This window comes from Microbulbifer sp. S227A, assembly GCF_049800935.1.
Window position 1 is genome coordinate 300,018 of record NZ_JBNAFZ010000004.1, and the last position, 23,953, is coordinate 323,970.

Here is a 23,953-nt window from a genome sequence, read left to right on the forward strand (position 1 = left end):
AATGTTGCGGCCGACTGGCCCGGCGTCATGGTCTCCCAAGCCGGGCATGGCGGGAATTGCGTAGTTATCGAAATGGAAGACGAATATGGATATTACCGGAACCAACAGCAGAGACATTCTGAACGGCACATCGGATGCTGACAACATCAGCGGGCTGGGCGGCAACGATCTTCTGAAAGGGTTGGGCGGCAACGATTTCCTGGACGGTGGAAATGGCCGGGACACGCTGCGCGGCGGCAGCGGGGACAATTACTTTGTCGGCGGCGCGGGCGATGACACCTATTTGCTGAGCGGAACCTATGAAACGGTCGAGGTCGGGCTTGGCGAGGATCTCGTCGATCTCAGCTCGTTTTCGATGGGCGACGGTTTTCTGACGCTGTTGCCGCATGCCGGTGCCCTGGGGCTGTTTGCGCTTATCGATGGGGAAGAGGATTTTGGCGTCCTGCGTATCGATAACGGCCTGGACGAAGAAGGGCTGGTATTCTTCGAGGATCTGAACAACGCGCTGCAACTTGACTATTCCAAGCCCGAAGGCGGCATGGGGATCATCGGCACCGCCTTTGACGACATGTTCCTGATCGATCCCGGTGCGCAGGGCTGGATTCAGATCCGGCCCGGCGAAGGCGAGGACCTGATCCAGATCGAAGGCACCAGCGGAACGGTGCGGCTGGATTACATGGACCAGACCGACGGCATCTTTGCCAACCTGAAATTCGGCACCGTTGTCGATGGCAGCCCGGGATTCACCATCGACCGCATCGTTGGCGAGGGGCATGTTTCGCAATTGCGCGCCACGGATCACGACGACATCATCTATGGCAGCAAGGAAAACGAGACGTTCATCCTGCGCCAGGGCGAGGATTTCGTCTCCGGGGGCGCGGGGATCGATACGGTCAGATATGACCGGTCGGGTGTCGAGGCGGTAAGTGTCAACCTGAGCCAGCGCTCGGCCACCGGAATCTGGAACGGTGAAGAGTTCAGCCACACCCTGAACAACATCGAGAATGTCCGCGGGTCGCGCAATGACAACGACCGCCTGATCGGCAGTTCAAAAGACAACCAGATCGACGGGCGCGGCGGGGCCGACACCATTCAGGGCCGGGGGGGCGACGACACGCTGATCGGCGGCGACGGTAATGACAAGTTCATTTTCCGCAACAATGACGGCAATGACGTGATCGTTGATTTCAATACGGCGAGCAACGCGGAAAAGATCAACCTCAAGGCGGTGTCCGAGATCACCAGTTTCAATGATCTGGTGTCGAATCATCTGACCGAGACCCCGCTCTATGTCGACGGTTCGCCATCGCCGGTTCAGACCGCCTTTATCGATGACGGGGCCGGGCTGACGATCCTGCTGCAAGGGGTGCGCATGGCTGACCTGGACAGCGGCGATTTCATATTCTGAGCCGGGTGCGCGCCGGGCGGTTTGCGGACCGTCTGGCGCGCGTCTCAGTTCATCGGTTGCAGCAGCACCACGTAAAACGCCGTACCCTTGTAGAGTGCGGCGCTGACCGTGGCGTGGAACTGTCCGATGCGCTGGTGCTTGATATGGCGGCAGATGCTGGTCTGGGTGATGCCATGCGCCAGGATGCCGTCGGGCCGCTCCGCGATTTCGAGATCGAGCCCCGCATAGTCGAACATCGACCGTGTCCAGGGGCCGAAATTGCCCGCGTCGAAATTCTGGCGGGCCGTCTTGTTGGCATAGCGCACGATATGATCCGCATCCACGATGAGAACCGAAGCGGGCAGAATCTCGAGCCCCGCGCGCAATTCATTCTCGGGGTTGTTGGATGTCAGGAACTGCACCACCTCGCCGGTTTCGTCGACGACCGGCACGATCAGGCGACGCCACAGGGTCACGAATACCTGATCCGGGGGTTGGTGCACGGTCAGAACCCGCTCCTTGCGCTGGCGGGTGTCGTTGAAAATCGCGTCATAGAACCGGCGGATATGATCGGGGAACGCGGCAGTTGTCTTGCCGGTCATGTCGCGCCCGTAAAAGCGCGTGATCCCCTGTCCGAAATGCCGGTATCGATAGCCGGTCTCCTCCGGATCCGGTTCCAGAATGGCCAGCCAATCCTTCATCGCGCCGAAATAGGCAAGGTCAAGATGATCCAGCGCGATGGTCTGCGCATCGGCAGAGAGCCGGTCGCAGGCGACGTGAAACGCCGCCGTCGCCCGGCATTCCACCATGCCAAGCTGCGGGCGCCACATCACATAGGGGGCAGGCGATCCCGCCCGCGCAAAGGCATCGGCGATATCGGCGCAGTCATATGACAGCATGCCATCGGGCGGGTCGGCTTTGCTAGGATTGGCTGGGTCTGGCGCCATGGTCGCATCCAATCGTCAAGCGGGAAACAATTTGCAACAATCCGTGATTATTGTCTCATTAATGATTACGAAATCGTTAATCCTGGGCTGGGCGGAAATTTGCCGCAGCCCTGCGGTCGATGATACAGGTTGATCTCGCCGCTGTCTCGGGTGCGGTGGCGCATGATCCGAAGGCCGGTGGCGGGTGGCGATTTGCGGTTCCCTTTGCCCGCGCCGCTGGCTAGCGTTTGCCGCAACTTGGCTGTGGCAGGGGAGCGTTGACATGAACCGGCTGGATGAAACCGCGAAGGGGGTGTTTACCATCGCCGTCACGCCGTTCCTGCCGGACGGCGCACTTGATCTTGCCAGCATCGACCGGATGGTGGCGTTTTATGCCGAACAGGGCGCAACCGGGCTGACGATCCTCGGGATCATGGGCGAGGCGGGCAAGCTGTCGGCGGACGAATCCGAAACCGTGATCCGGCGGGTGGTGGGGCGCACGGAACTGCCGGTGATCGTTGGGGTCTCGGCGCCCGGTCTCGCCGCGATCCGGTCGCTGGCGGAGCGGTCGATCGAGATCGGTGCCGTCGGCGTCATGGTGGCTCCGCCCTGGTCGCTGAGGACCGATGCGCAGATACTGGGCTATTACCGCGATGTCTCGGCAACGCTTGGCGATATCCCCTTTGTTTTGCAGGACTTCCCGCTGGTGACGAATGTTGTCATCTCGGCCGGAACCATTCTGAAGATCGTGGAAGAGTGCCCGAATTGCGTGATGCTCAAACACGAAGACTGGCCGGGGCTCGACAAGATCGGGGCGCTGCGCACTGCCTCCGAGGCCGGCGCGCGGCGGATTTCGATCCTTTGCGGCAATGGCGGTCAATTCCTGCCCGAAGAGTTGCGGCGCGGCGCCGACGGGGCCATGACCGGGTTTGCCTATCCGGAAATGATGGTCGGGGTTGTTGCCGCGCACCAGGCGGGTGATGCCGAGCGGGCGCAGGATATCTTTGACGCCTACCTGCCGGTCATCCGCTATGAAAGCCAGCCGGGCCTGGGGCTGGCGGTGCGCAAATTTATCCTGGCGCGGCGCGGGGCGATTGCCCATGACACGGTGAGACGCCCGGGCCAGCCCCTGTCTGCGGGCACCGTCCGCGATCTGGATTTCCTGATGGCGCGGCTTGAGCGTCGGTTGGCCGAGCTTCAGTCATAGCCGGTCATTTCCAGGTAACCGCGGCCGCTGTGGCTGCCGCTGACGCGGACGGGGCCTTCCCAATAGGCAAAGGACGTGCCCATCCAGCTTTGCGGGTTCAGCGCGGTGACCGTCACGTCCAGATTCTGATCGGGCAGGGCGACGCGCCATGTGGTTGGCACGCGCCGGCCCGCAACAAGGCTGGTGGCCACCGGGTCGACCTGGAACGCTCCGTCGGGCAGGGCCCGGCTCGACCCGTCGGCGTCGATCCATGTTGCCGAGGTGTAACCCGCCCTGCCATCGCGCAAACGGAACCCCATCATGCGCGCGCCGCTGTCAAAAGAGAGCGAGAACCAATCCCATCCGCTCTGGTCCTCGGCCAGCGGTTGCGAGGACCATTCGCGGTCCAGCCACCCCTGACCGGTGACACGCACCGGCCCCTGTGGCAGGTGCAGGGTGCCGCTCACGGAATAGGCCGGTTGGGAATAATAATAGCTGGCCCGCCCGTCTTTGGTCTTGGTCGAAAACCCGCGATCCCCATGCAGCACGAGGGGGCCATCCGCGTGCAGGTGCAAATCATAGTGAAACGCCATGCCCCGTGCGGTCAGACGCAGGTCGGACAGGCCGCCGTCCGGCTGACCTGTCATCTGCCAATCGTCGATCCATGCGGAAAACGGCGCGGCCGTAACCCCCGCCTGGCCAATTCCGCCGCGGGCGAGGCGTTCATCGAACAGATGGCTGTCCTCGCTGGTGACGGCGGCATGGGCCATCCACACCTGCGGCGAGTGCCAGCCATCCGCTTCGCGCGGTTTCAGGGCCGAGCGGAACAGCGTCCACTGGATGCCATAATCGCGACCGTCATCCCCGGTCAGGGTCGCGGTCAGATACCACCATTCGATGCGGAAATCGGGATGCGCGCCGTGATCGGCTGGAAAAGCAAGGGCCGTACCCCGTTGCGGCAGCGCGAACCCCTCCGCATCGGTGCCCAGCCCGGCAAACCCCTGTGCCGATGCGATCTGGCCGAGCAGCAGGAATATGGCGGTGCAAATCCTAGCGTTCATTGCTGAAGACCTTCAACATGTCAGCGGGCGGAGTGCTGCGCAGACGCCGCGCGGGGATGATCGCGGCAACCGCTCCGGCCCCCAGGGCAAGCAGGGCAAGCCGCGCCCAGTCGAGCGGGAAGAGGTGAAGTGGCAAGCGCCAGCCAAAGGCCTGGACGTTGATGATGGCAAGCAGAACCCAGGCCAGTGCCAGCCCGAGTGGCAGTGCCAGGCAGGCAGTCATCGCGGTAAGCGCCACGCTGCGCAGAACCTCAAGCCGGGCGAGCCGCCGGCGCGTCAGGCCAAGCGCCCAGACCGGCGCAAGCTGGGGCAGGCGCAGGGTCCAGAGGGTCAGCAATGACGTCAGGATGGCAAAGCTGGCAACGCCCAGCGTCAGGATATTGAGCGCCCCGGTCACCACGAAGGTCTTTTCAAACACCCCGAGCGAGCGCGCCTTGATCGTCGACTGATCGACAATCGCGGTAGTCGGCAGATCGAACTGGGCACGCAATGCGCTTGCCAGCATTGGGGCTTGGTCGCTGGGAACCCGCACGCCGAACTGCCGGTTGGATACTGCCGGGAACAGGCGCAACAGCGCGGCCATCGACAGGATGGCCTGCGGATTCGGATTGCCGAAATCGGAATAGACGCCGACGATCTCTGCGCTCTGACCGGCGGGCAGGGCGATCCTGTCGCCGGGCCACAGATCCGCGCGGCGCGCGAGCTGTTCGTTGATCAACGCCCCGCGATCGTTGTGCAGCCGATCCCAGACATCGGGCGTGGAGCGGATCAGCGGCCAGTGATCGCGATAGGCGGCGTGATCTACCACGCCGTACAGGCGCCCGGGCCGACCGGCGAGGCGGGTTTGCGCATAGCGGATCGGCAGAACCGCATCGCTGCGCGGGATCAGCCATTGATGCAGGGCCGCGCCCTCCTTGTCCGAGCGGGCGGTGACATAGAGTTCGGCGGCCAGACGCTGATCGAGCCAGCCGGTAAAGGTCAGCCGAAAGCTCGACACCATGGTGCCGACGCCGATATTGGTGGCCAGCGCCAGAAGCAGTGCCATCAAGGCCAGCGACAGGCCCGGCATGTGGCTGCGCAGGTCCGCCCAGACCCATTGCGCCACCGGAGCCCGTGCCCGGGCCGCGCACCAGCCAAGCACCTGCCCGAGGATCGGGGGCAGCAGCAGGGCCGCGCCCAGCATCAGCCCCGCCAGCAGGGCAAAGCCCGCCACCAGCCCCTGCGCGAGCCACTGTACCAGAAGTCCCGCGCCAATCAGGCCGAGACCCGCAACCGCCTGCATCCGGTCGCGTCTCGCCGAGCCAAGCCGCCAGCTTTGCAATCCGGGCGCGGCCAGGATCGGCAGCCGATGCAGTTGCCAGAGTCCCTGCCCACCGGCGACCAGGGCACCCAGCACGGCAATCGCAAGACCGCTGGCAATCCAGACCGGGCGCAGGGTCAGGCTGCCCGCGACGGATGCGCCATAAAGGCCGCGCAGGCTGGCGGCGACATCCGGCAGCAGGGCGGCGGCGATGGCATATCCGATGACCAGGCCAAGCGTGCCCGCAACCAGCGCCAGCAGAACCAGTTCCACGAGCAGAAGTTGCATCAGAACCGCCAGCGGGATCCCGAGCGCCCGCAGCGAGCGGAACATCGCCCGCCGTTGCTGAAACGCCAGCCCGACGGTGCCGTGCACGATGAACAGGCCGACCGCAAAGGACAGCAGCCCAAAGGCGGTCAGGTTGAGATGAAAGCTGTCGGTCAGGCGGTTGATTTCGGCATCGTCCTCGGGGCCGCTCAGAACGAGGTCGGGCGCAAGTTTGGCAAGGGGGACAAGGCCAGCCGGCTGATCGGGCAGCACGAGCAGACGGCTGATCTCGCCGGGGCGGTTCAACAACCGTTCGGCCACGGCGATATCGGTAAGCGCGATCCCGACCGGCACATCGCGCGCCACGACGATAGGTGCGGGCAGCGTCGTGCCATCGAGCTGCGCGGCGGTTTCCGGGTGCAGAAACAGACGGCCGGGCGCGGTCAGGATGTCGGCGGGATCAAGGCTCGCGCCGCCAGAGACCGGCGTCGGCGGCGCCGGAAAGCTGAGCGAGTCGACCCCGAGTAAGCGCAGCGCCGTGCCACCCGGTCGCAGGCGGCCCTCCAGCACCGCGGCGAGCTGCCAGCCGGCGCGGCGCAACGCGACATACCGCGCGAGCGGGATCGGGCCTGTCGGTGCGGCAAGGCTGGCAAGGCGACCTGCGGCGAGCTGTTCCGCCGCCTCGGCATAGCTTAGCCGGGCCTGCCCGTTGATTGCCTGCACCGCTGACCATAACCCGGTGGCGAGCGCCAGACCGAACACCAGCGTCACCAGTTGCAACGGCTGTTTGCGCCAATGGGACAGCAGAGCAGCCAGACCCGCCCGCCTCATGACACGCGCCCGCGGCTCAGGTGCAGTTGCCGGTCGAGCCGTTCGGCAATGCGGCTGGAATGGGTCACCAGGAACAGCGCGGCCCCCGACTGGCGCACCAGGTCCAGCATCAGTTCGAACACCAGGTCGCCGGTGCGTTCATCAAGGTTGCCGGTCGGTTCATCCGCCAGCAACAGCTTGGGACGCAGGGCAAGCGCCCGGCCGATGGCAACGCGTTGCATCTGGCCGCCCGACAGGTGCTCGGGATAGCGGTGCAGGTGATCGGCCAACCCCAGGCGCTCGGCCAGGAACGCCACATGCGCCGGGTCGTCGCGTCCGGCAAGCCGCGCGTGAAAGGCCAGGTTCTGGGCGATGTTCAGCGACGGGATCAGGTTGAATTGCTGAAACACCAATGCCACCGTCCTGCGTCGCAATGCCGCCCGTGCCGCGTCATCCATGCCCGACAATGCCTTGCCATCGAGATGGATTTCGCCCGCGTCAAACCCGTCCAGCGCCCCCACCAGATGCAACAGCGTGCTCTTGCCGCAACCGCTCTCGCCGGTCAGGGCCAGCGTGTCGCCCGCCGCTAGGTCAAGTGACACCCCGTTCAGAACCGGGCGTTCCGGATCCGCGCCGGGGTATCGTTTGAGGATGTCTCGCACCGTCAGCAACACGTGATGCCTTTCCTTATCCTGCACGGATGATGGCGCGGATTGCGCCGCTGTCCACCACCGAGCGCGGATGGGGCCAAGATGTCGCGATTACGGCCGAAATCAGCCTCAGCCATTGACAGCCCCCGCCTTCACCCGGCGATATAGTCGTGCCGCAATGCAGAAACGGACCTTGCACCTATGACAGTCGTTCATCAGATTTTCTGGGGAAGCGCGATACTCGGGATTTGCCTGCTGATCCATGTGGGCTGTCTTGCTCTTTGTGCGCGTGTGCTCGAAGCCGTGACGCAACGCATCCGCCATCGCACCCTGGCCCCGCGGATTGCCGTGATGCTGATGCTTGCGCTTGGCATCCTGATCTTTGCGCTGACCATCGAGGTTTGGATCTGGTCGACGCTGTGGCTGATCTTCGGGATATTCCCGAGCTGGAACGAATCGGTGTATTTCTCGCTGGTGACGTTCACGGCGCTTGGTTATGGCGACATTGTACTTGGGCCCGAGGCACGGATTTTCGCGACCTTCGCGGCGGTGACCGGCCTGCTGAGCTTTGGGCTGAGCACCGCGTTCCTTGTCGCGGTGACCAACCGGTTGCTGGCCGCTGACCACCGGGATCACCATCCGGGGCGCGGCAAGCGCCAGTGACCAGAGGCGGTTCAATCGCATGGCAACCGAACGGGCGTGAATTCCGCAGCCAGCCGGCGGGCCAGCCATTGTACCCTGTCCCGGATTTCGTCGCGGATCGCGCCATGCCGGGGAGCGTCGCGCAGGTTGTTGATCCAATGCGCCGGTGGCTGCAAACCCGCCCGCCGGTTCCATGTCATCCCCGCCAGAAGCCGGCGCGCGGCGGGTGGCAATTCGTCGGGAATCGCGGCCCCGCACAGTGTCGCCCAGACCCCGGTCCAGCAGCGTGCAACCGACCACGGGTTATAACCGCCACCGCCCAGAACCAGAAAGCGCGGGCTTAGCTCACGCAGCGCGGCGACGGTGGCCCAATGGCTGTTGTTGGAGAGTTCCAGCCGCGCCAGCGGGTCCTCGAGCAGCGCGTCCGCGCCGCATTGCAGCACCACCGCGTCGGGGCGGAACTGTGCCACGGCGGGCAGCAGGACCCGATCGAGGATCAGCGCGTATTCCGTGTCGTTCAGGGCGCGCGGCACCGGCAGGTTAAAGCTCGCGCCCCCGGCGGTATCCGCAAGCGCGCCGGTAAACGGCCAGCGGTTTTCCTCGTGTACCGAGATCAGGCGCACGTCCTGCGCCCCCAGGAACGCTGTCTCGACCCCGTCGCAATGGTGGGCGTCGATATCCACATAGACAATCCGGCCAAGCCCTTGGCGTTGCAACGCCTTGATCGCCAGGACCGGGTCATTGAGATAGCAGAACCCGCTGGCCCGGTCGGCCAGGCCGTGATGGGTGCCGCCGCCCGGCACATAGGCGACGCCGCCATTGGCGATCTGCGCTGCTCCGAGCAGCACCCCGCCCACCGAGGTCGCGGGGCGGCGGAACATGTGCGGATGGATCGGGTTCGAAAACGTCCCGAGCCCGTGGCGGTCTCGCATGGCCTGGCTGACCTGCTGGCTGTGTTCGGCGGCTTGCAGCGCGGCAACGTAGTCCGCGGTGTGAAAGGCCCGCAAGACCACCGGCTTGGCACGGGGGCTCGGGCGGTACTGTTCAGCAGGCAACCAGTTCATGGCGCGGCAGAGATCCGTGACCGAGGGCACGCGCGGAATGGCAAGCGGGTGCTTTGGTGCAAAGCTCGACGCGCGGTAGATCCGTGCGCCGACAAAGATCGGGTCGGGAGCGTCGCTCATGTGGATGCAGACCCGTCAGAGGTTCCGGCCGCCGTATCCGTTGCGCTGGCCAATTGCCCATCCTTGGACATCAGGATCGCAACCGGGCGCATGACGGGGATCTGTGCGAATACGATCAGCAGGCAGACCGTCAGCGGAACGCTCATGAAGGCACCCAGAAGTCCCCAGATCGCCGACCAGAAGGTCAGGGCGAGGATCACCATGAAGGTCGACAGGTTCAGCGACCGACCGGTCAGCGCCGGATCGAGAAAGTTGCCGATTAGGAACTGCACCGTGCCGCATCCAAGCGCGATGACCAGAAACGGCGAGACGGTGTCGAATTGAACCAGCGCCACCAGCGCGGGCAGGATCACCGCCAGCACCGAACCGATCGAGGGGATGAAGTTCAATGCAAATGTCAGCACCGCCCAGGTCTCGGCAAATTCCAGGCCCAGCCAGCGGAACACCGCATAGCTGAACAGGGCGGTGAGGCCGCTGACAAAGGATTTGACGCTGACATAGCGTTGCAGGCTGCTGCTGATGGCGTCGGTGATGCCGTGGATCTCGTTGCGCAGTTTCCGGTCGCGTGCGGCGCGTTCGATCTTGACGCCGAACACCGTGCGCTCGCCGATCATGAACACGACGTAAAGGCAGATGAGAAAGAACGTGCTGAGAAAGGAACCGGCGCTGCCGATGGCGCTGACCGCGAGGCGCGACATGTCGATCTGTATGAAATTCGTGCGGATAAAGGCCACGATCTCTTCACCCAGAAGACCGGCGATGCGCGCCAGCGCCGTATCCATCTGGGCCTCGTAATGGGGCAGGGCACGGGCGAATTGCGAGGCCTGGCTGGCCAGTACCGAGGTCACCGCGAACAGCCCCATGAGCGCCGCCGTGGTGCCCAGCAGATAGCCCAGCCAGCGCGGCGGATGCCAGCCGCCGATCCGCAGCCCGGTGATCCGGTCGCTGAGCGCGGTGATGAGAACAAAGATCAGAGCCGCCAGCGCCAGCGGCATGAGAAACCCGGCACCGGCATAAAGCCCGCTGATGACCAGCGTCGCGATCAGCAGGATGTCGCGCCAAAAGGCCAGCGCCGATTTGCGCGCGGTATGCGGGGTCGTGCCTGACGGGTCCCGAGAATTCACCTTGCCACCTGTTCGCCCGATCCGGGGCCGGCGTGTCGCGGCCCGTGCCCATGGATCGCCCATTGTCTGACCGTGACCGATGAAAGTCACCGGGCGATGTTGCATCCCGTGCCGCGGTTGTGCAACCTCTCCGCGATTGCCCCGGCGTTCCGGCGCATGGGGCAGACCGCTCATCTTCGCCGATTCAACCGGACCAGGACCCGCCGTGAACACGACCGCATTTTCCACGATCACATTGATGGCACGCGCGCTTGTCGATGCGGCGGCGCGGTTCAATGCCAAGGGCGGCTGGGTAATGAGCAGTCACGTGGCGATGTCGATGATGATGGCGCTGTTTCCCTTTGTTCTGTTCGTGGTGGCCTTGGCCGCGTCGCTGTCGCAGGACATTGACGTGGACAACCTGATCGACCTGGTTTTCGGGTCCTGGCCCGACGAAATCGCCCAACCCATCACCTCCGAAGTGCGCTCGGTTCTGGCTTCGGCCAATTCCGGCCTGCTGACGGTGGGTGGGGTGCTGGCGGTCTATTTCGCCTCGAACGGAATCGACGCGGTGCGCAAGGCGATGATCCAGGCCTATCGCGACACCGAGCCGCGTCCGTTCTGGAAATCCCGGTTGATCTGCATGAGCTTTGTTCTGGTCGGCGGCGCGCTGTTGATGGCGGTTGCCACCATCGGGCTTGCGGTGCCGCTCTACCTGCGTTTTGTCGCGGATGTGGTGCCCTCTGACGTGATGGGATGGCTGGCCAGCGATACCTTTGCGACCCTGCTCGCGGTGGTGCTGCTCGGGGCGGGGGTGGCCGCCTGTCACATCTGGCTGCCGGGGCATCGCCATACGCTGTCGCAGATTTTGCCCGGCGTGATACTGACCATCCTGCTCTGGGGGCTGGCGGGCACCGGTTTTTCCTTTTATCTCGCCCGTTTCGCCAGCTACAGCGCCACCTATGCCGGGCTGGCCGGGGTGATGGTGGCGTTGATTTTCCTCTACCTGATGTCGGCCCTGTTGATCCTTGGGGCAGAATTCAACGGCGCGCTGGAAAAGCGGGCGAAACAGGACCGGGCACGGCTCAGCCCCTGAACCCCATCGCCACGACGAATTTCTCTGAACTGTCCGAGCGGGACGAGGGCGGCTTCACATGCGCGACCCTGGTGAATTTCTGCTTGAGCAGTTTCTGCAATTCGCCCTCGGCCCCGCCGGCGAGCACCTTGGCGACAAAAGTGCCGCCCTCTTCGAGCACGTCAAAGGCAAACCAGGCCGCCGCCTCGCACAGTGCCATGATCCGCAGGTGGTCGGTCTGCTTGTGCCCCGACGACGCCGCGGCCATGTCCGACATGACCACGTCGGCGGCGCTGCCCAGCCACGTCTTGACCTGGGTGTCGGCATCGTCTTCCATGAAATCGAGCTGGTGAATCTCGGCGCCCGCCACCGGTTCGACCTCTTGCAGATCGACGCCGATGATGCGGCCCACCGATTTGCCCTTTTTCTCGCCCAATGCGTTGATGCGTTTCACCGCCACCTGAAGCCAGCCGCCGGGGGCACAGCCCAGGTCGACCACCCGCGCGCCGGGCACGAGAAAGCGATATTTGTCATCCAGTTCCATGATCTTGAACGCCGCGCGCCCGCGATATCCTTCGGCCTGGGCGCGTTTGACATAGGGATCGTTCAGCTGCCGTTGCAGCCACAGGGTCGAACTCAGCTTGCGCCCCCGCGCCGACTTGACCTTGACCTTGAGGTCGCGCTGTCCGCGTCCGGACGTGTTCTTTCCTGTCGGCGTCTTGGCCATGGTGCTCACCCAATTCGTATCGCTTTGGTCTCTACTGCCCCGGCCGGATGGCTGCAAGGCGGCGGCGATGCCCTAGAACGGACCGTCTTCGAGAACCCCGTCCGCGCTCATCTGCGCATAGAGCAACCCCTCGCGCAGCCCGCGATCCGCAACCGACAGCCGATCGGTCGGCCAGCACCGCAGCAGGGCCTGCAAGATCGCCGAACCCGACATGATCAGCGCCTGCCGGTCTTCGCCGATGCGCGGGTCCTTGCGGCGTCCGGCGGGACCAAGGCGCAGGTAGTTGCGGATCACCTTGTCGATCTGGTCGCTGCTCATGCGCAACCCGTCAACCTTGGTGCGGTCATATCGCTTGAGCCCGAGATGGCTGGCCGCGACGGTGGTAACGGTGCCCGAGGTGCCGATGATCTGGAAGCCTTCGCGGGCGGGAATATCCTTGTAGGGCGCAAATTCCGAGAGGTTCTCTTCGAAGAACCAGCTCATCAAGGCAAAGCGGGCCGCGTCGTCCTCGACATCCTGGAATTGGTCCCGCAGGGTCGCCACGCCCAGTGGTACGCTGATCCAGTCAACCACCTTCGCGGCGGGAAACGGGCTTTCGGGCGGGTGGAATCCCGCATGCAGGCGCATGATCGCCTTGGGCCGGTCCCGGCGCGGAACCGAGCTGATGTCGATCCAGACCAGCTCGGTCGAGCCGCCGCCGATATCGACCACCAGCAATTGCTCGGTCTTGGTGCTGACCAGTGGCGCGCAGGAAATCACCGCCAGCCGGGCTTCTTCCTCTGGCTGGATGACCTCGAGCGACAGGCCGGTTTCGCGGCGCACCTGGCGGATGAATTCGCGTGAATTCTTGGCCCGCCGACAGGCTTCGGTGGTGACAAGGCGCATTCGCAGAACCTTGTTGCGCTTGAGCTTCTGCTGGCAAATCCGCAGGGCCTGGACCGTGCGTGCCATCGACGACCGTGACAGCCGCCCGGTCCGCTCCAGACCCGAGCCAAGCTGCACGGATTTGGAGAAACTGTCCACCACATGAAACCCGCTGCCCTTGGGTTGGGCAACCAGCATGCGGCAGCTATTGGTGCCCAGATCCAGCGCGGCATAAAGCTCGGATGGATCGGGCGCTTTCGGCGCGGGGCTTTCGACCGCTTTCGGGAACGCGCCCGCACCATTGGGACGCTTGGGCGCCATTCTTCACGCCCTCCGATTTCAAGTTGCCTTCACGATAGGCATGCATTTCGAACTTCGCAAGATGCCCTGACCGCGGCAGCGCTTTATATTGTCACGGGTGCTTGAGATGCGCGCGCGGTGGTTTACGCTTTGTTACGGCTTCGGAGAGGCCGGGGCAGGTCGCTGCGCATGCCCATTCTGTCGAAAACAGGCGTCGCGGGTTCCGGACGGTGCATTAGACAGGGCGCAGGAAGAGGAAGGAATCAGCCATGCCCGACGTCACCGTAGTGTTTTGGCGAGACATCCCGGCCCAGGTTATCGTGGGCAAGGGGCGTCGTGGGGCCAAGCGGCAACTGGACGAACGCTTTGAACAGGCGATCGACCGGGCGGCGATGAAGGTCAACGCCAAGGATACCGACGCCTATCTTGCCGAATGGCGCAAGGCCGCCCCCTACGTGGTCGAAGGCGAACCGGGCGAGGTGGCCGAGGCCGAGGCAGTGCGGCTGGAAACCGAATACGACCGGGACCGGATCAAGGCCCTGATCGACAACGATGGATGGGCATGAGCCCGAGATCTTTCTGGGAGGCCGCGATGGCTTTGTTGAACTTCAGGAAACGTAACTCCCCGGAAACCACCCCGGTGAATGCACAGGTCGAAGCCTTTCTTGAGGGCTACTCGATCGAGGTGATGCCCCGCACCGCCGAGAAGGTCGAGGATTTTCGCGACTTGCTGCCCGAGGGCACGCGGGTTTACATCGCCCATATCGACGGCACCCCGATCGAGGACATGGTCGCCACCGCCGCACGGCTTGCGCGTGACGGGTATCCGGTCATGCCGCATTTCCCGGCGCGGATCATCAAGGACAAGGCAATGCTGGCCGACTGGATCGCGCGCTATCAGGGCGAGGCGGGGGTCGAACAGGCGTTGCTGCTGGCGGGGGGCGTGACCAATCCGGCCGGCGAATTCGACAGCTCCATGCAGCTGATGGAAAGCGGGTTGTTCGACAAGGCCGGGTTCAAGCGCCTGCACGTGGCGGGACACCCCGAGGGCAACCGGGATATCGACCCGGATGGCAGCACGAAGAACGTCGAAGAAGCACTTGCATGGAAACAGAAATTTTCGGAACGCACCGATGCAGAGATGGCGCTGGCGACACAATTCGCCTTTGACGCCAAACCAATCATCGCCTGGGCCGATGGCCTGCGCGAGGCGGGGATCACGCTGCCCATTCATATCGGCATTGCCGGTCCGGCCAAGTTGCAGACCCTGATCAGGTTCGCGATTGCCTGCGGGGTTGGTCCGTCGCTCAAGGTGCTGCAAAAGCGGGCGATGGATGTGAGCAAGCTGCTCCTGCCGTATGAACCGACGGATGTTCTGGCCGATCTGGCGGCGCACAAGGCGGCGAACCCGGATTTCAACATCACCAACGTGCATTTCTTCCCGCTGGGCGGGATCAAGACCAATGCAAGCTGGGCCATCACCCATGGCGGCGCTTCGGGCCGTCCCGCAAACCAGTCCTGAAAGGCCAACCATGACCCGGACCATCGTCGAAAGCAAAACCAAGACCGCCATCATCGGATTCGACCAGCCTTTCTGCGTGATCGGTGAACGGATCAACCCGACCGGGCGCAAGAAGCTCGCCGCCGAACTGGAGGCGGGGGATTTCTCGACCGTCGAAAAGGACGCGCTGGCACAGGTTGCGGCGGGGGCGACCGTGCTCGATGTGAATGCGGGGGTGGTCTACAACTCGAACCCCAATCCGAACGAGACCGAACCGCCGCTGATGACCAGGATGATCGAGCTGGTACAGGGGTTGGTCGATGTGCCGCTATGCATCGACAGCTCGGTGCCGGGTGCGCTCGAAGCCGGCCTTGAGGCCGCCGAGGGTCGCCCGCTGCTGAATTCGGTCACCGGCGAGGAAGACCGGCTCGAACTGGTGCTGCCGCTGGTCAAGAAATACAACGTGCCGGTGGTGGCGATTTCCAATGACGATACCGGGATTTCCGAAGATCCGGACGTGCGGTTTGCCGTCGCCAAGAAGATCGTGGAGCGCGCCGCCGATTTCGGCATTCCGGCGCATGATATCGTGGTGGACCCGCTGGTCATGCCGATCGGCGCCATGGCGACCGCCGGCTTGCAGGTGTTTACCCTGGTCCGCCGCCTGCGCGAGGAACTGGGCGTGAACACGACCTGTGGCGCGTCAAACATCAGCTTTGGCCTGCCCAACCGGCACGGCATCAACAACGCCTTCCTGCCGATGGCGATGGGCGCGGGCATGACCAGCGCGATCATGAACCCGGTGGCGCTGCCGGTGCCGCCCTCCCGGATCGCGGAAAAACGCGCCGAGGTGGCCGCCGCCGGCGTGGTCCTGCCCGACGGCATGGATGATGAGACCTTTGTCACCCTGTTCGGAATGGGCTCGACCAAGTCGCGCGCGGGCAAGGAGATGGAGGCGATCCGTGCCGCCAACTTCCTGACCAACAACGATCCGCACGGGGGCGAATGGATTCGCACCAACAAGGCTCCCGCCAAGGCTGGCGAAGAGGGGCGCGGGCGCGGGGGCCGTGCCGGTGGACGCCGCCGCCGGGCCTGATCCGCGACAGGTGCGGGTAGGACGCGGGTAGGGGATTGCAGACTTGCAGCGGAGGAAATCCCGGGCATAGAGTGTGCGGACAGCCGCGCGCACCGGTTTGGGGCGCGCGGACACCATGGCAAGGGGCGGGCAGGTTCCGCCCCGGATCAGGCAACAGAGGAGAGACGGCATGAGCGACACGGCAAAGGAACTGGCGGAAACCATCCGCGAAATCGAAGAGGTCGATACCTGTATCGCCGATCTCGAGGCCGACGCCCGGCGCGACCCCAAGAGCAACGCGGCGCGCCACAACAAATTCGCCTGCAAGACCATGCGCCGCTACCGCATCCGGCTGGTGGATGAGCGCGACCGCCTGCTGGGCGGATTGACCGGCGACGAATAACACGCTTGCCCCTCCGGCAAATCCTGACATAGCTGTTCCGGAACACGCGGGCGCCACATGGCGGCCGCGCTGCAGATCAGGGGAGGGTGTCGGATTTGTCGGAGAAACCGGGTATGTCGGACCGCGTCGCGGTGGTCACGGGTGGAGCGCAGGGTATCGGGCTTGCGGTTGTCAACGCCTTGCTCGCCAGGGGGGCGCAGGTCGCGGTGTGGGACATGAACCCCGATGCCGCGCAGGCGGCACTGGAGGGGCGGGGGGTGCTGGTTGTCGGTTGCGATGTCTCTGACTGGGACAGCGTTCAGGCGGCCACCCGCGCCACCGAAGCGAAATTCGGGCGCATCGATATCCTGGTCAACAGCGCCGGAATTGCCGGACCCAACGCCACGGTCGAAGAATATGACAACGACGCCTGGCAGCAGATCGTCCAGATCAACCTGACGGGCACCTATTTCACCAACAAATCGGTCATCACCGGAATGAAGGCACGCAACTACGGGCGCATCGTCAACATCGCCTCGATCGCCGGCAAGGAAGGCAACCCCAATGCTTGTGCCTATTCCGCGTCCAAGGCGGGGGTGATCGGTTTTACCAAGTCGCTTGGCAAAGAGCTTGCGGGGTTCGACATTGCGGTGAATTGCGTCACCCCGGCGGCTGCGCGCACGCCGATTTTCGACCAGATGAGCCAGGAGCATATCGACTACATGCTGTCCAAGATCCCGCGCAACCGGTTCCTGGAAGTGGACGAGGCGGCGGCGATGATCGTCTGGCTGGCCAGTGCCGAAAACTCGTTCTCGACGGGGGCAGTCTTTGACCTGTCCGGCGGCCGCGCCACCTATTGACCCCGCCCATTGCAACAAAGGACATGATGATGAAGACCATTGCTGGATTTGACCGCATCGGCGAAGAGAACGCGTTTGCCGTGCTGGCACGGGCCGGTGCGCTGGCGGCGCAGGGCATGGATGTGATCAACCTTGGCATCGGCCAGCCGGATTTCCGCACGCCCGAGCATATCGTCGAGGCCGCGATCAAGGCCCTGCGCGACGGGCACCACGGATATACCCCGGCCACCGGCATTCCGCAGCTGCGCGAGGCGGTGTCGGCGGATTTGCATCGGCGTTTCGCGACCGAGGTCAACCCGGACAACGTGCTGATCGTCCCCGGCGGCAAGGTCACCATGTTCACCGCGATCATGATGTTCGGCGAGCCGGGGGCCGACATACTCTATCCCGATCCGGGTTTCCCGATCTATCGCTCGATGATCGAGTTCACCGGCGCGCGCCCGATCCCGGTGCCGATCCGCGAAGAGAACGGGTTTGGGTTTTCCGCCGAAGAATTGCTGTCGCTGGTCACGCCGGACACCCGGCTGATCATCGTCAACTCACCCGCCAATCCCTGTGGTGGCGTGACACCCAAGGCCGAGGTCGACGCGCTGGTTGCCGGTCTGGCGGATCGTCCGGACATCGCGATCATGTCCGACGAGATTTATGACCAGATGCTTTATGATGGCGAGGAACATGTCAGCCTGCTGAGCTATCCGGAAATCCGCGACCGGCTGATCCTGCTGAACGGCTGGTCCAAGACCTATGCGATGACCGGCTGGCGGCTGGGCTATTCGGTCTGGCCGGACGATCTCTATGAAAAGGCGCGCAAGCTGGCGGTCAATGCCTGGTCCTGTGTCAATGCCCCGGCGCAATATGCGGCGCTGGCGGCGCTGACCGGGCCGCAGGATGCGGTGGGCGTGATGTTGCAGGAGTTCGACGCGCGGCGCCGGCTGGTGGTGGAGCTGCTCAACGACCTGCCGGGTGTCAGCTGTATCACCCCCAAGGGCGCGTTCTATGCCTTTCCCAACATTTCTGCCACCGGGCTCAAGGCCAAGGCGCTGGCCGCGGATCTGCTGGAGACGACCGGGGTGGCAACGATTGGCGGCCCGGATTTCGGCGTGCTCGGAGAGGGCTATATCCGACTCAGCTATGCCAATTCCCAAGACAATATCCGCCGGGCGGTGGAACGGATGGCGGACTACCTGGGTAATCGCTAGGCATCTTCTGCCCCGGCCTGTGTTCAGACCGCATCGGATTGCCCATGACTTGGGCAGTTCCGGTGGCTGAGTGCCGATTGTCGCGGCGACGCCCTTGCATATGACGAAAACATGGGCAAAACAGGCAGACCATGTGCCGATCACCCTGATCGCAGCACAGACGGAGACTTGTTGTATGACCCCCTTTGCTATCGCCGGCGTGCAGATGCACGTTGCCGCGCTTCAATCCAATGTCGAAGGCATGATCCAGAGACTGGACATCCTGATGGCGCGTTTCCCCTGGACCCAGATGGTTCTGTTCAGCGAATTGTCGCCCTACGGCCCGCTGCACCGGTATGCGCAGCCCCGACAGAATGACGCGGTATCCCAGTTCTGCGAAGCGGCGCGTCGGCACAAGGTCTGGCTGATTCCCGGATCGATGTTCATCAAGGGCGAAGACGGTCTGGTGCGCAACACGTCCTTTGTCATCAACCCGGATGGCGACGTGGTGACGAGCTATGACAAGATGTTTCCGTTCCGCCCCTATGAGGCCGATGTCGAGGCGGGCACCGATTTCTGCGTGTTCGACGTGCCGGAAGTGGGCCGCTTTGGTCTGTCGATCTGTTATGACATCTGGTTCCCGGAAACCACGCGCCAGCTGACGGCGCAGGGGGTCGAGGTGTTGTTGCACCCGGTTCTGACCGGCACCACCGACCGGGATGCCGAACTGGCGATCGCGCGGGCCACCGCCGCCCAGTTCCAGTGCTATGTCTTTGACGTGAACGGGTTGGGCGCGGGCGGGGTTGGCAAATCCTGCGTGGTCGATCCCACCTCGATGGTGCTGCACCAGTCGGCGGGCCAGGAGGACATGTTCCCGATCGAAATCGATCTCGACATGGTGCGCCGCCAGCGCGAGGCCGGGATGAAGGGGCTGGGCCAGGTGCTCAAGAGCTTCCGCGACCGTTCGACCGATTTCCCGGTCTATGATCGCAACAGCGGCACCGATGCCTATCTCAAGACCCTTGGCCCGCTCGAAATGCAACGGCAGGGAACCCGCGCCGGACTGCATGTCGACGTGCCCACCGACGCCACCCACGGCGGTGCGGCGGGGCAACCGGATCCCAATTCCGGTGCGGTCACGCCCGTGACGCTTCCTTTTGCCGGCAAAATTTCCAATGGCTGACGGATTCGTCAAACTAACCTGTTGAACTTTTGGTGCAACGATCAGATGCTGGTCCTTCAGGAGGACTTCTGATGCATTCTGTTTCTGACTATTATTCAGCGATCCAACTTCGGGCGGATCGCTGGAGCGCGCTTCGCGACACGACCAGCGCGCTGACCGAGGAGAACTCCGAGAAAAGGCTGGCCACGCTTAGAAAGAAGACCGAAGACCTTCTGAATTCGCTGGCCCTGATCGAGCAATACTGGGCGTTCCCGGGCATGGCGGCGTTTGACCACCTGCGGCGCCAGCTTGGACATGGGAACTATGACGATCTGGCCTTTTCCGTCGGAAGGGTGACCCGCGCATTGACCACAGGCGCCTATCGGCGGCGCAACATCCCGCTGGATCGCGACAGCGCCGACAGCGAGGAGCATGACGACGAGGCGCAGCTGTCTCCCGAGGCGCGTGCCCTCAGCAAACCCTATTTCGAGGTTCTGATTGTCGACAATGTCGGCGAGGACCAGGAGCGCTGGCTGCGCTCGAACATGTCCCGGATGCGCCGCTCCGAAGACCCGTTTGTCTATCAGGCGCTGGTGGTTCCCAGCCTTGAGGACGCGCTGATCGCGGTGCTGTTCAACTACAACATCCAGGCCATCGTGGTGCGGCCGGGCCTGACCCTGCGCTCCAGGACCGAACAACCGATCCTGCACAAATACCTGGACCGGGCAGGGGGTTCGGACCAGTTCGACGAGATGCAGCCCGAGGATTACGGCCCCGAGCTCTGCCGCCTGATCGCGCGGGCCCGCCCGGAGCTGGACGCCTATCTGATCACCGAACGCTCGGTCGAGGACATCGCCGGGCTCGAACTCGGGATTTGCCGCAGGGTGTTCTATAATCAGGAAGATTTCCTGGAGCTGCACCTGAATATCCTGCGCGGGGTACAGTCGCGCTACAAGACGCCGTTCTTTACCGCGCTCGTGGAATATTCCAAGCAACCCACTGGCGTGTTCCACGCCATGCCGATCAGCCGCGGCAAATCGATCAGCCGCAGCCACTGGATCCAGGATATGGGGGCGTTTTACGGGCCCAATATCTTTCTCGCCGAGACTTCGGCCACCTCCGGGGGGCTTGATTCACTGCTTGAACCCCATGGTCCGATCAAGCGGGCGCAGGAACTGGCCAGCCGGGCCTTCGGCTCAAAACAGACCTTTTTCGCCACCAATGGCACGTCGACCTGCAACAAGATCGTGGTGCAGGCCCTGGTCAGCCCCGGCGACATCGTTCTGGTGGACCGGGATTGCCACAAATCCCACCATTACGGCATGGTGCTGGCCGGTGCTCAGGTTGTCTATCTCGACAGCTATCCGCTCAATGAATACTCGATGTATGGCGCGGTGCCGATCCGCGAGATCAAGCACCAGCTTCTGGCGCTCAAGGCGGCGGGCAAGCTTGATCGTGTGCGGATGCTGCTCCTGACCAACTGCACCTTTGACGGGATTGTCTATAATGTCGAACGGGTGATGGAGGAATGCCTGGCGATCAAGCCGGACCTGATCTTCCTCTGGGACGAAGCCTGGTTTGCCTTTGCCCGGTTCAGCCCGACCTATCGGCCGCGCACCGCCATGCACGCGGCGTCGGAACTGCGCGCCCGGTTCAAGACGGGCAAACATCGCGCCGCCTATGAAAAGCAGCAGGCCGACCTGGCCGATGCGGATACCGAGACGCTGCTGAACACGCGGCTGATACCGCCGCCGGATGCACGGGTGCGGGTCTATGCCACGCAATCCACGCACAAGACGCTGACCTCGCTCAGGCAGGGGTCGATGATCCACGTGCATGACCAGGACTTCAAGGGCGAGGTCGAACAATCGTTCCACGAAGCCTATATGACGCATACGTCAACCTCGCCGAATTACCAGATCATCGCCAGCCTTGACGTGGGGCGGCGGCAGGTCGAACTCGAAGGCTTTGAGTTCGTGCAACGGCAGGTCGAAGCGGCGATGTCGATGCGCCGGTCGATTGCCACGCATCCCTTGTTGCAGAAGTATTTCAAGGTACTTGCCGCCGGGGACATGATCCCCGAGAGCCATCGCGAAAGCGGTGTCACCAGCTATTTCGATGCCGAGCAGGGCTGGACCGACATATGGGATTGCTGGCAGCAGGACGAGTTCGCGCTTGACCCGACGCGCGTGACCCTCGCGGTTGGCGGCACCGGGTGGGATGGCGACACGTTCAAGACCGACATCCTGATGGATCGCTATGGCATCCAGATCAACAAGACCTCGCGCAATACCGTGTTGTTCATGACCAATATCGGCACCACACGGTCAAGCGTGGCCTATCTGATCGAGGTTCTGGTCGAGATCGCCAAGGGGCTGGACGACCTGCTGGACGATGCCAGCCGGATGGAACGGCTGGGCTTTGACCGCCGGGTCAGGAACCTGATGGAGGATTTGCCGCCGCTGCCGGATTTCAGCCGTTTCCACGATGCTTTCCGCACCGATCAGGACACGTCAGAAGGTGATATCCGCTCAGCCTTTTTCCTGAGCTACGAAGGGGAAAACTGCGACTACATGGAATTGGACGGCTCGCTGAAACAGGCGCTCGACAGCGGACAGGAAGTGGTGTCCGCGAGTTTCATCATACCCTATCCGCCCGGATTCCCGATCCTGGTGCCGGGGCAGGTGATCAGCAGCGAGATCCTCGCGTTTATGCGGGCATTGGATGTTAACGAGATTCATGGGTACCGGGCCGATCTCGGGTTGCGTGTATTTACGCCCGAGGCACTTGCACAACATGCCGAAACAAATCTGAAAACTGCGGCAGAATAAGAACTGGGAGAAAGACATGGCCTCTAAAGTATTGAAAAACATTTCGGAAATTCGCCGGTTCTTTCACCGCAACGAAGACCCGGTCTATTTCATCTCGGCAACCAATTTCAATTTGCTCGGCATTGATGAATGGGTGAAGAATTTCAAATATATCTGCTACATCGATTGTTATGACGGCAAACACCCGAATACATTCGTGCCGTCCGAACAGCCGCACGCGGAATTCCAGTCGATCGAGGATATCAACAATTACCTGCTGCAACACAAGGAAGTGATCGATTTCGTCAAGCGCCGGGGGGGCAAGCCGAAATTTGTCTTCCTGATGTTCGACGAGGAAACCGAGCGCCTGTCCAAGGAGTTGGGGGCCGATGTGTGGTTCCCCAAGGCCAAGCTGCGCACCAAGATGGACAACAAGATCGAGACCGTTCGGATCGGCAACAAGGCCGGCGTGCCATCGGTGCCCAACGTGCTGGCCGAGGTGAAATCCTATGAGGATCTGAAAAAGACCTGCGACAAGGCCGGGATCGGCAATGACCTTGTTTTGCAATCGGCCTTTGGCGATTCCGGGCATACGACCTTCTTCATCAAGAACGAGGCCGATTTCCGCCGCCACGAACACGAGATCGTCGGCGAGGGCGAGATCAAGATCATGAAGCGGATCGATTGCCGGGGGTCGGCGATCGAGGCTTGCGCCACCAAGGAGGGCACCATTGTCGGCCCGCTGATGACCGAGCTGGTGGGTTTCAAGGAACTGACCCCCTATCGCGGCGGCTGGTGCGGCAATGAAATCCTGTCTACCGCCTTTCCGCCCAAGGTGCGCAACCAGGCGCGCGACCTGACCTTCAAGTTCGGCGAGCAACTGCGCAAGGAAGGCTATCGCGGCTATTTCGAACTGGATTTCCTGATCGACAAGAAAACCGGTGAACTCTGGCTGGGCGAGTTGAATCCGCGCATCACCGGGGCGTCCTCGATGACCAACCACGCGGCCTTTGCCCATGCGGACGCGCCCCTGTTCCTGTTCCACCTTCTGGAATTCTCGCGCAAGAAATTCGATCTCGACGTGGACGAGTTGAACGCCCGCTGGGCCGATCCCGAGATGATCGACAGTTGGTCGCAGATGGTGATCAAACATACCGAGGACAGCGTTGACATCTGCACCCAGGCGCCCGAGACCGGCATCTACAAGATGCTGTCCGACGGTCGGGTGGTGTTTGATCGATTTGACTATCACCGCCGCGCGGTCGAGAGCGAGAACGAAGCGTTCTTCCTGCGCATCCTGCAACCGGGCGACTATCGCTATGAGGGCGCGGATATCGGTATCCTCGTGACCCGCGAGCGGTCGATGACCAAGGGATTCAAACTCAATGAGCGGGCCAAGCGCTGGATCCACGGGATTAAGCAAAGCGTCTCGGCCAAGCCGCTTTCCGTTGCGCAGGCCGAGCCGGCGCTGAGTGATCCTGCCTTCAAGATCATGTAAGGGGTCCG

Annotated in this window: 21 protein-coding genes; 13 read left to right on the forward strand and 8 right to left on the reverse strand. The window is 63.1% G+C overall.

The window, feature by feature from the left end; all coding sequences use genetic code 11:
* Nucleotides 1-85 precede the first annotated feature (85 nt).
* Nucleotides 86-1,408 (forward strand): calcium-binding protein, encoded by a 1,323-nt coding sequence (locus ACP15R_RS11950; RefSeq protein ID WP_424986636.1) that lies wholly within the window; start codon nt 86-88, stop codon nt 1,406-1,408.
* Nucleotides 1,409-1,452: 44 nt separating this feature from the next.
* Here the strand turns inward: ACP15R_RS11950 and ACP15R_RS11955 are convergent, their stop codons facing one another.
* Nucleotides 1,453-2,334 carry a hypothetical protein gene (locus tag ACP15R_RS11955; RefSeq protein WP_424986637.1) on the reverse strand — a complete coding sequence of 294 codons (882 nt, stop codon included), beginning with the start codon at nt 2,332-2,334 and terminating at the stop codon, nt 1,453-1,455.
* 262 nt (nt 2,335-2,596) lie between these two features.
* Here ACP15R_RS11955 and ACP15R_RS11960 point away from each other — a divergent pair, with 262 nt between their 5' ends.
* Entirely contained in the window at nt 2,597-3,520 is a 924-nt protein-coding gene (locus ACP15R_RS11960; protein ID WP_424986638.1) for a dihydrodipicolinate synthase family protein, read from the forward strand.
* Here ACP15R_RS11960 and ACP15R_RS11965 read toward each other — a convergent pair.
* Genes ACP15R_RS11965 through ACP15R_RS11975 form a run of 3 tightly spaced genes read right to left on the reverse strand, consistent with a single transcriptional unit; the run spans nt 3,511 to nt 7,611 of the window.
* Nucleotides 3,511-4,560, reverse strand: a complete 1,050-nt coding sequence (locus ACP15R_RS11965) for a lipocalin-like domain-containing protein (protein WP_424986639.1) — start codon at nt 4,558-4,560, stop codon at nt 3,511-3,513. The two genes, ACP15R_RS11960 and ACP15R_RS11965, sit on opposite strands and share 10 nt — an antisense overlap.
* On the reverse strand, nt 4,550-6,958 hold the full coding sequence (locus ACP15R_RS11970) for an FtsX-like permease family protein (protein ID WP_424986640.1): 2,409 nt from the start codon (nt 6,956-6,958) through the stop codon (nt 4,550-4,552). Before ACP15R_RS11970 ends, ACP15R_RS11965 begins: the two co-directional genes overlap by 11 nt.
* Nucleotides 6,955-7,611, reverse strand: coding sequence for an ABC transporter ATP-binding protein (locus ACP15R_RS11975; RefSeq protein ID WP_424986641.1), 657 nt, complete (start codon nt 7,609-7,611; stop codon nt 6,955-6,957). Before ACP15R_RS11975 ends, ACP15R_RS11970 begins: the two co-directional genes overlap by 4 nt.
* A gap of 177 nt (nt 7,612-7,788) precedes the next feature.
* On the opposite strand from ACP15R_RS11975, the gene ACP15R_RS11980 reads away from it, so the two are divergent.
* Nucleotides 7,789-8,250, forward strand: a complete 462-nt coding sequence (locus ACP15R_RS11980; RefSeq protein WP_424986642.1) for a potassium channel family protein — start codon at nt 7,789-7,791, stop codon at nt 8,248-8,250.
* An 11-nt stretch (nt 8,251-8,261) separates the two neighbouring features.
* On the opposite strand, the gene ACP15R_RS11985 is transcribed toward ACP15R_RS11980, so the two are convergent.
* Together ACP15R_RS11985 and ACP15R_RS11990 are read right to left on the reverse strand one after the other, a co-directional pair.
* Nucleotides 8,262-9,413, reverse strand: a complete 1,152-nt coding sequence (locus ACP15R_RS11985) for an acetoin utilization protein AcuC (RefSeq protein ID WP_424986643.1) — start codon at nt 9,411-9,413, stop codon at nt 8,262-8,264.
* Nucleotides 9,410-10,537: an AI-2E family transporter gene (locus ACP15R_RS11990; RefSeq protein ID WP_424986644.1), complete on the reverse strand. Its 1,128-nt coding sequence runs from the start codon at nt 10,535-10,537 to the stop codon at nt 9,410-9,412. The genes ACP15R_RS11985 and ACP15R_RS11990 overlap by 4 nt, the downstream gene beginning before the upstream one ends.
* 205 nt (nt 10,538-10,742) lie before the next feature.
* Between ACP15R_RS11990 and ACP15R_RS11995 the strand changes: the two genes are divergently transcribed.
* Nucleotides 10,743-11,612 (forward strand): YihY/virulence factor BrkB family protein, encoded by an 870-nt coding sequence (locus ACP15R_RS11995; RefSeq protein ID WP_424986645.1) that lies wholly within the window; start codon nt 10,743-10,745, stop codon nt 11,610-11,612.
* Here the strand turns inward: ACP15R_RS11995 and ACP15R_RS12000 are convergent.
* Nucleotides 11,602-12,318: an RlmE family RNA methyltransferase gene (locus ACP15R_RS12000; protein ID WP_424986647.1), complete on the reverse strand. Its 717-nt coding sequence runs from the start codon at nt 12,316-12,318 to the stop codon at nt 11,602-11,604. The two genes, ACP15R_RS11995 and ACP15R_RS12000, sit on opposite strands and share 11 nt — an antisense overlap.
* 72 nt (nt 12,319-12,390) lie before the next feature.
* Complete coding sequence (locus tag ACP15R_RS12005; RefSeq protein ID WP_424986648.1) at nt 12,391-13,503, reverse strand: Ppx/GppA phosphatase family protein; 1,113 nt, start codon at nt 13,501-13,503, stop codon at nt 12,391-12,393.
* Nucleotides 13,504-13,751: 248 nt separating this feature from the next.
* On the opposite strand from ACP15R_RS12005, the gene ACP15R_RS12010 reads away from it, so the two are divergent.
* From ACP15R_RS12010 to ACP15R_RS12050, 9 genes are all read left to right on the forward strand, one after another.
* Entirely contained in the window at nt 13,752-14,048 is a 297-nt protein-coding gene (locus ACP15R_RS12010; protein ID WP_424986649.1) for a virulence factor, read from the forward strand.
* A gap of 26 nt (nt 14,049-14,074) precedes the next feature.
* Entirely contained in the window at nt 14,075-15,004 is a 930-nt protein-coding gene (locus ACP15R_RS12015; protein WP_424986650.1) for a hypothetical protein, read from the forward strand.
* Between the two features lie 10 nt (nt 15,005-15,014).
* Nucleotides 15,015-16,076, forward strand: a complete 1,062-nt coding sequence (locus ACP15R_RS12020) for a methyltetrahydrofolate cobalamin methyltransferase (protein WP_424986651.1) — start codon at nt 15,015-15,017, stop codon at nt 16,074-16,076.
* A 169-nt stretch (nt 16,077-16,245) separates the two neighbouring features.
* A complete protein-coding gene (locus ACP15R_RS12025) occupies nt 16,246-16,458 on the forward strand; it encodes a hypothetical protein (protein ID WP_424986652.1) in 213 nt (70 codons plus the stop codon).
* Nucleotides 16,459-16,571: 113 nt separating this feature from the next.
* Entirely contained in the window at nt 16,572-17,297 is a 726-nt protein-coding gene (locus ACP15R_RS12030; RefSeq protein ID WP_424986653.1) for an SDR family NAD(P)-dependent oxidoreductase, read from the forward strand.
* Nucleotides 17,298-17,326: 29 nt separating this feature from the next.
* Nucleotides 17,327-18,496: a pyridoxal phosphate-dependent aminotransferase gene (locus ACP15R_RS12035; protein ID WP_424986654.1), complete on the forward strand. Its 1,170-nt coding sequence runs from the start codon at nt 17,327-17,329 to the stop codon at nt 18,494-18,496.
* A 175-nt stretch (nt 18,497-18,671) separates the two neighbouring features.
* Nucleotides 18,672-19,658: a carbon-nitrogen hydrolase family protein gene (locus ACP15R_RS12040; protein ID WP_424986655.1), complete on the forward strand. Its 987-nt coding sequence runs from the start codon at nt 18,672-18,674 to the stop codon at nt 19,656-19,658.
* Nucleotides 19,659-19,729: 71 nt separating this feature from the next.
* Nucleotides 19,730-22,468, forward strand: coding sequence for an aminotransferase class I/II-fold pyridoxal phosphate-dependent enzyme (locus ACP15R_RS12045; protein WP_424986656.1), 2,739 nt, complete (start codon nt 19,730-19,732; stop codon nt 22,466-22,468).
* 16 nt (nt 22,469-22,484) lie between these two features.
* Nucleotides 22,485-23,945: a biotin carboxylase gene (locus tag ACP15R_RS12050; protein ID WP_424986657.1), complete on the forward strand. Its 1,461-nt coding sequence runs from the start codon at nt 22,485-22,487 to the stop codon at nt 23,943-23,945.
* Nucleotides 23,946-23,953 lie beyond the last annotated feature (8 nt).

What these genes read in the sequence shown, in the direction of transcription:
- ACP15R_RS11965 (WP_424986639.1), bottom strand. Translation starts at nt 4,560, where the DNA reads ATGAACGCTAGGATTTGCACCGCCATATTCCTGCTGCTCGGCCAGATC.
- ACP15R_RS11955 (WP_424986637.1), bottom strand. Translation starts at nt 2,334, where the DNA reads ATGGCGCCAGACCCAGCCAATCCTAGCAAAGCCGACCCGCCCGATGGC.
- ACP15R_RS12035 (WP_424986654.1), top strand. Translation starts at nt 17,327, where the DNA reads ATGAAGACCATTGCTGGATTTGACCGCATCGGCGAAGAGAACGCGTTT.
- ACP15R_RS11980 (WP_424986642.1), top strand. Translation starts at nt 7,789, where the DNA reads ATGACAGTCGTTCATCAGATTTTCTGGGGAAGCGCGATACTCGGGATT.
- ACP15R_RS11960 (WP_424986638.1), top strand. Translation starts at nt 2,597, where the DNA reads ATGAACCGGCTGGATGAAACCGCGAAGGGGGTGTTTACCATCGCCGTC.
- ACP15R_RS12040 (WP_424986655.1), top strand. Translation starts at nt 18,672, where the DNA reads ATGACCCCCTTTGCTATCGCCGGCGTGCAGATGCACGTTGCCGCGCTT.
- ACP15R_RS12030 (WP_424986653.1), top strand. Translation starts at nt 16,572, where the DNA reads ATGTCGGACCGCGTCGCGGTGGTCACGGGTGGAGCGCAGGGTATCGGG.
- ACP15R_RS12020 (WP_424986651.1), top strand. Translation starts at nt 15,015, where the DNA reads ATGACCCGGACCATCGTCGAAAGCAAAACCAAGACCGCCATCATCGGA.
- ACP15R_RS12000 (WP_424986647.1), bottom strand. Translation starts at nt 12,318, where the DNA reads ATGGCCAAGACGCCGACAGGAAAGAACACGTCCGGACGCGGACAGCGC.
- ACP15R_RS12015 (WP_424986650.1), top strand. Translation starts at nt 14,075, where the DNA reads ATGGCTTTGTTGAACTTCAGGAAACGTAACTCCCCGGAAACCACCCCG.
- ACP15R_RS12010 (WP_424986649.1), top strand. Translation starts at nt 13,752, where the DNA reads ATGCCCGACGTCACCGTAGTGTTTTGGCGAGACATCCCGGCCCAGGTT.
- ACP15R_RS11950 (WP_424986636.1), top strand. Translation starts at nt 86, where the DNA reads ATGGATATTACCGGAACCAACAGCAGAGACATTCTGAACGGCACATCG.
- ACP15R_RS11985 (WP_424986643.1), bottom strand. Translation starts at nt 9,413, where the DNA reads ATGAGCGACGCTCCCGACCCGATCTTTGTCGGCGCACGGATCTACCGC.
- ACP15R_RS12025 (WP_424986652.1), top strand. Translation starts at nt 16,246, where the DNA reads ATGAGCGACACGGCAAAGGAACTGGCGGAAACCATCCGCGAAATCGAA.
- ACP15R_RS12005 (WP_424986648.1), bottom strand. Translation starts at nt 13,503, where the DNA reads ATGGCGCCCAAGCGTCCCAATGGTGCGGGCGCGTTCCCGAAAGCGGTC.
- ACP15R_RS12045 (WP_424986656.1), top strand. Translation starts at nt 19,730, where the DNA reads ATGCATTCTGTTTCTGACTATTATTCAGCGATCCAACTTCGGGCGGAT.
- ACP15R_RS11970 (WP_424986640.1), bottom strand. Translation starts at nt 6,958, where the DNA reads ATGAGGCGGGCGGGTCTGGCTGCTCTGCTGTCCCATTGGCGCAAACAG.
- ACP15R_RS12050 (WP_424986657.1), top strand. Translation starts at nt 22,485, where the DNA reads ATGGCCTCTAAAGTATTGAAAAACATTTCGGAAATTCGCCGGTTCTTT.